Genomic DNA, 6,086 nt, shown 5'->3' on the forward strand with positions numbered 1-6,086 from the left:
CGCCCTCTCAGGGGCAAAGCCGCAGCCGACGATCCTGTCCCCCTGCACCGCCACGAAGCCGGTCTCCAGCCGCGCCTTGTCGCTCAGGGTGTCGGCGGTCAGATGGTGGGCCGAGGAGGGCGGGTCGACAACGCCGTCCATCGAAGCGAAAGCGCGCATGATCAATGCGAGCACATCGTCCCAACGGTCGAAATCGGTCGGGATCCGCGTGATGGAGACAGCTTCGTTCCGGTCCAAGAATTCAGCTTCTCTTGTAGCGGATGGTGTCGAAGCGCGCCGCCAGCGCATCATAGAGCAGCAGCCGGCCGACCAGCGGCTCGCCAATGCCGGTGATCAGCTTGATCGCCTCCATCGCCTGCAGCGTACCGACGACGCCGGTCAGCGCGCCAAGCACGCCGGCTTCGGCACAGGACGGCACCAGGCCCGGCGGCGGCGCCTCGGGAAACAGATCGCGATAGCTTGGGTTGGGCTTGCCGTCCCTGCCGTCTTCGAATGGCTTCAGCACCGTTACCGAACCATCGAAGCGTCCGACGGCGGCATGCACCAGCGGCTTGCCTTCGCTCGCGCAGGCATCGGCCACGGCATAGCGCGTTTCGAAATTGTCGGAACCGTCGACGACGATGTCATAGCGGGCGACGAGGGCGGGCGCATTGTCCGTGGTCAGCCGGAACGTATGCGGTTCGACTGTGGTGTTGGGATTGATGCGAGCGATTGCCGCCTTGGCGCTATCGGTCTTCAGCAGGCCGACAGTGTCGGTACCGTGAATGACCTGGCGCTGCAGGTTGGACAGCGAAACGGTGTCGTCATCGATCACGCCGAGTGTGCCGACGCCGGCGGCGGCAAGATATTCAAGCACCGGCGCGCCCAGTCCGCCAGCGCCGATGACCAGCACCCGGGCCTGTTTCAGCCTTTGCTGGCCGGCGCCGCCGATCTCCGGCAGCACGATGTGGCGGGCATAGCGTTCGATCTCGTCTGCGGTCAGGGCGGCAGTGGTCATTGCCTGATCATACAGGGACTGAAAAACCTTGTCAGGGGCCAACGCACCTGTTGATGTCGCCCAGGAACACGAGGCACAATGGTCTAGATCGTTGGCCCAACTGTCCCATGGTCGACAGTCAGGAATTGCGCGCGCCCCTGGAGACTGGAAAACAGCGCAGCATCGGTTCCTGTCATGAACGCCTGGCAGTTCAGTTCCTCCAGGATGGAGAACAGCGCCGCGCGCCGCCGGCTGTCGAGATGCGCGGCGATCTCGTCGAGCAACAGGATCGGCGTCATGCCCGACATTTCGCCGGTCAGCCTTGCGTGCGACAGCACGATGCCGACCAGCAGTGCCTTCTGCTCGCCGGTCGAGCAGAGTTCGGCCGGCATCGCCTTGGGGCGGTGTCGAACCACCAGATCCGAACGGTGCGGGCCGTCGAGGGTGCGCCCGGCGGCGCGATCGCGCTCACGGCCCCCGGCAAGCGTCCGACGGAAGCGCTCCTCGACATCGACCGCCGGCGCGGCGGCGATTTCGGCTTCCAGATCGCCCGAAAGGCCGATATCGGCCCGCGGAAATGGTCCCGTGTCGGGCAGCCTGTCGATCATGGTGGCGAGCAGCCGCACCATTTCGGCCCGCGCCGCGGCTATCGCCACACCGGTTTCGGCCATCTGCGTCTCGATAGCGTCGAACCAGCGGTCGTCCCGGGAGTTTTCGGTAAGCAGCCGGTTACGACCGCGCATAGCCTTCTCGTAGTCGATCGCACGTTGCCCGTGCCCGGGATCGATCGCCAGCACGAGCCGATCGAGAAATCGCCGGCGATCCGCGGCCGGTCCGGTGAACAACGCGTCCATGGCTGGCGTCAGCCACACCACGCGCAGCCATTCCAGCATGTCCTCGGCCGAGCGCGCCGACGCTCCGTTGATGCGCACCCGCCTGCCGCCTTCGCCGGCGGTGTCGCCGCCGGAAATGCCTGTTCCGATCTCGACCTGGCCGTCAGGTCCGTCGAGCCGGGCATGCAATGCAAAGCCGCCGTCGCCGCCCTCGCGTGCGACATCCACGTAAGGGGCGCGGCGCAAACCACGCCCCGGTGTCAAAAGGGAGATTGCTTCGAGGAGATTGGTTTTGCCGGCGCCGTTGTCGCCGGAAAAAACCACGGCACCTGGCGCCAGATCGATCGTCAGCGCCGCGTAGTTTCGGAAATTGGTAAGTGTAAGCTTACTTATGTGGTTCTGTGCCGGCAACCGCTATCCGCCTATAGAGCGTTCCATCGTTTCACGGAAACGCAAAACCAATCTATCTCTTTGTTTTAACGCAATTCCCAAGGGAAAGCGCTATGCGCTTTTCCCGGGAAAACCGCTTCACACTTTTCCTGGAATTGCTCTAGAAGTTGCCGTAAATATCGCGCTTGCCGGTCCACAACAGGACCGAAGTGCTGACACCGTGCCGCTACACCCGCATCGGCATCAGCACATAGAGTGCGGTCTCGTCGGCCATGTCGTGGATCAGCGTCGGCGAGCCGGCGTCGGCCAGCATGAACTTGGCTTCCGTGCCGGTCAGTTGCGCGGCAACGTCGAGCAGGTACTTGGCGTTGAAGCCGATCTCGATCGGATCGGATGAATAGTCGGCGGACAGCTCTTCGGTGGCGCTGCCTGAATCGGGATTGTTGACCGCAAGTGTCACCTGACCCTCGCTGATCGACAGCTTCACCGCGCGGCCGCGTTCGGAAGAGATGGTCGAGACGCGATCGACAGCGGCGGCAAAACTCTGGCGGTCGATGATCAGCTTCTTGTCGTTGCCGGTCGGAATGACCCGCTGATAGTCGGGGAAGGTGCCGTCGATCAGCTTCGAGGTCAAAACCACGCTGCCGATCGTGAAGCGGATCTTGGTGTCCGACAGTTCGGTGGTGACCGCGACATCCGGATCGTCGACGAGCTTCTGCAGCTCGCTCACCGTCTTGCGCGGAATGATGATGCCCGGCATGCCTTCGGAACCCGCTGGCGCATCGATCTCGGCGCGCGCCAGGCGGTGGCCGTCGGTCGCTACCGAGCGCAGCTTCAACTTGCCGCCGACCTCATGCGTGTGCAGATAGATGCCGTTCAGGTAATAACGCGTCTCCTCGGTGGAGATGGCGAATTGGGTCTTCTCGATCAGGCCTTTCAGGGCAACCGAGTCGAGACGGAAGATATGCGAGAACGATCCGGCCGAGAGCTCCGGGAAGTCGGATTGCGGCAGGCACTGAAGGCGGAAGCTCGAGCGGCCAGACGTCACTGACATGGCGTTGCCGTCCTCGTCCGTCTTCAGCATCACCTCGGCGCCATCGGCAAGCTTGCGCACGATGTCGTAGAGCAGATGTGCCGGGACTGTCGTCGCCCCGCCGCGCTCCACCTTGGCGGGTGTCGCTTCGGTCACCTCGAGGTCGAGATCGGTCGCCTTCATTTCAAGGCTGGCGCCTTCGGCGCTGAGCAGCACGTTGGACAGGATCGGTATGGTGTTTCGCCGCTCGACCACGCGATGGACGTGGTTGAGCGACTTCAGGAGATTGGACCGTTCCAGGATAACACGCATGACGAAACAGGCTCGCTTGAATGAATGACGGGTCACCAGTGAGCGGCGTCCCGCGAAAGGTCTGAACAGGCTCAGAATCTGCGTAAACTGACAGGAAAAAACCAGCAAACGCAAGCCCGCGCCACCGGTTCAGGCCGGCTACGCGGGCTTTCTGGGGATAACGCGCCCGAAGTCCGCGAGCCAGTGTCGTAAAACCGAAATCCAGATCGCTTCCAGGCGGCGCCACGAGCCCGATCCAGGCCCAGCGCCGCACTGGCAAGCCATTGAATTCCGGTATTGTTCCGGCTCAGCCATCCCCGGAGGATCAGGCCTGGTCGTTGATCAACCGCCTCAGAAGCTCAAGTTCCTGCGCCAGCGTGTTGTCGTTGCCGGAAAGGTCCTCGATCTTGCGCACGGCATGCAGCACCGTGGTGTGATCGCGGCCGCCGAAACGCCGTCCGATCTCGGGTAGTGAGCGCGGCGTCATCACCTTCGACAGGTACATGGCGACCTGCCGCGGCTTGACGATGGTGCGCGTGCGCCGGTTGGACAGCAATTCGGTCTTCGACACATTGTAGTGACGCGCCACGATGCGCTGGATGTCCTCGATACGGACACGCTTCGGCTCGCCGGTGCGATAGATGTGGCCGAGAATTTCGTCGATCCGGTCGATGGTGATCTGCGGCTCGAAGGATTGACGGAACAAAAGCTGATTGAAGGCGCCTTCCAGCTCGCGTCCGCTGCCGGTCACGGTGCGGGCGACGTGATTGAGGATCTCCTCCGAAATGTCGAGCGATGCGTCGTCGCTCCTGGCCGTGGCAAGGCGCAATTTGAGCATGCCGAGGCGCATGGCGAAATCGGGCGCCGACATTTCAAGCGCGACACCGCCATTGAGGCGCGAACGGACCCGCGGTTCGAGCGATTCCAGTTCCGACGGCGGCCGGTCGGCGGCGACGACGACCTGCTTGGCGCTGTCGAGCAGCATGTTGATGAGGTGGCAGAATTCATGCTGGATCGACTTGCCCTGCAGAAACTGCATGTCGTCGATGATGAGCAGGTCGATGTCGCGCAGCTGTTCCTTGAGCGTCAGCGCGTTGTTGTCGCGGATCGCGGTGGCAAAGCGCCACATGAAATACTCGGCCGTGAGATAGACGACGCGCGACTTGGGGTTCTGCTTCAGCGATTCCGCAGCGATGGCCTGCAGCAAATGTGTCTTGCCGAGCCCGACGGTTGCGTGAAGGAAAAGCGGATTGAAGCGCACTGCGCTCGATTGCGATTCCGCTACCGCCTTGGCGGCGGCGAAGGCCACCCGGTTCGACGGTCCCTCGATGAAGGACCCGAACGTGTAGCGCGGATCGAGCGGCGACCCCAGCACGTTGTGGCGAAATTCGCTCTCGATCGGTGTGCCCGGACGCGGAGCCGGTGCGCGCTCCACCCGGCTGGGGCTGACTGTGCCGGCGGCAAGTGCCGTCTGCGTCTGCCGTGTCATCTTGCTGCGTGCTGGCGTCACCTCTGGCTCGGCCTGGCTGCGTCCCTGACGGGTTGCCGTGCGCACGACGATGTCGATCTTGAGGAGATCGGCATCCTCCTGCTTCCACAGCTCTGAAATGAGGTCGAGATAGTGGCCGTTGATCCATGAACGCAGGAAGGCGGTAGGCACGGAGATGCGGACGATGCCCTTGGAAGCCTCGGCGACCTTCATGCGGCCAAACCAGCTCGAATAGACTTCGGTTCCCAGGCGCGCCTTCAACTGGGTCTTGACCCGGTCGAATTTCTGTTCCGCGTCGCTGGACACCGCCATGTCGTTTGCTCCGATCAAAGTTCCAGGAAATGGGAGGTCGCCCGTAAGTTCCCTTTCAATGCCGCTCTGCATGATCTTTTCCTTGTCCTTCCGTACCTGTTTTCCACCGGGGATGCGCCTCCTGCATCCGGTTCCGGCGACCTAAGTCTTTGCTACGATGTCCGCTGCCGCCGCCGGCAGATGAACGTCGCCCATTATCCGCGGGAACCGGTGCCGGCCCATGGAAGCCAGTCCGCGTTGGGTATGTCAGGGCAATACAACACCGCCCGGCGAAAAGAGCGCCGGCGCGCCGTCTACCTGCCATGTCTAGTTACGCCAGTCCCCTACCGTATCGAAAAAGACAAACCAAAACCGTCCGCGGACTTGATCCGCGTTGCAAATCCCGCCAATTTAAGCTGGCCGATTCAGGCTTGGGTTAAGAGCCAGAGCCCGTCCCTTTCGATAGATCGACACTACCGAAATCGCTGTGGATAGGGCAAGGCCACGTCTAACGGATTTTTAAGGAATCTGGTTAGTGGAGGCGGGTTCGAGTGGCGTGCCGCGACGGCACATTTTAACAAAGCCATTGTGATTCAAACCCTTTTCCGGCGAATATGAAAAACCGGGCGCTGACAGAAATATTCTGAAATAATTCGCTTGACAGCGACTTCTCCCCGATCGGGCCGGTCCGGTGTGGACAAGCTGTGGATCACCATCTGTAAGTCACTGAAAGATATAAGGTATTTCTGACAGTTAAGAATCTTTAGGTCGGACGTTTCAAGC

4 protein-coding genes and 1 pseudogene are annotated in these 6,086 nt (G+C 61.9%); all 5 read right to left on the minus strand.

Translation table 11 applies throughout. The features are described from left to right. Positions 1 to 237, minus strand: a pseudogene (locus EN906_RS19790) (GNAT family N-acetyltransferase); the annotation flags it as partial. 4 nt (positions 238 to 241) lie between these two features. Continuing rightward, positions 242 to 997, minus strand: a complete 756-nt coding sequence (locus EN906_RS19795; protein ID WP_127268058.1) for a molybdopterin-synthase adenylyltransferase MoeB — start codon at positions 995 to 997, stop codon at positions 242 to 244. Between the two features lie 83 nt (positions 998 to 1,080). After that, positions 1,081 to 2,220: a DNA replication/repair protein RecF gene (recF, locus tag EN906_RS19800; protein WP_127268057.1), complete on the minus strand. Its 1,140-nt coding sequence runs from the start codon at positions 2,218 to 2,220 to the stop codon at positions 1,081 to 1,083. Positions 2,221 to 2,425: 205 nt separating this feature from the next. Beyond that, on the minus strand, positions 2,426 to 3,544 hold the full coding sequence (gene dnaN, locus EN906_RS19805) for a DNA polymerase III subunit beta (RefSeq protein ID WP_127268056.1): 1,119 nt from the start codon (positions 3,542 to 3,544) through the stop codon (positions 2,426 to 2,428). Positions 3,545 to 3,848: 304 nt separating this feature from the next. Further along, the gene (gene dnaA, locus EN906_RS19810) at positions 3,849 to 5,324 is read right to left on the minus strand and encodes a chromosomal replication initiator protein DnaA (protein WP_236383352.1); all 1,476 of its coding nucleotides are present in this window, start codon (positions 5,322 to 5,324) and stop codon (positions 3,849 to 3,851) included. Positions 5,325 to 6,086: the final 762 nt, after the last annotated feature.

It is taken from the genome of Mesorhizobium sp. M7A.F.Ca.CA.004.06.1.1 (assembly GCF_003999135.1).
In the GTDB taxonomy this organism is placed as follows: Bacteria; Pseudomonadota; Alphaproteobacteria; order Rhizobiales; family Rhizobiaceae; genus Mesorhizobium.

Coding starts and splice junctions, on each gene's coding strand:
- dnaA (WP_236383352.1), bottom strand. CDS start 5,324: ATGGCGGTGTCCAGCGACGCGGAACAGAAATTCGACCGGGTCAAGACC.
- EN906_RS19795 (WP_127268058.1), bottom strand. CDS start 997: ATGACCACTGCCGCCCTGACCGCAGACGAGATCGAACGCTATGCCCGC.
- dnaN (WP_127268056.1), bottom strand. CDS start 3,544: ATGCGTGTTATCCTGGAACGGTCCAATCTCCTGAAGTCGCTCAACCAC.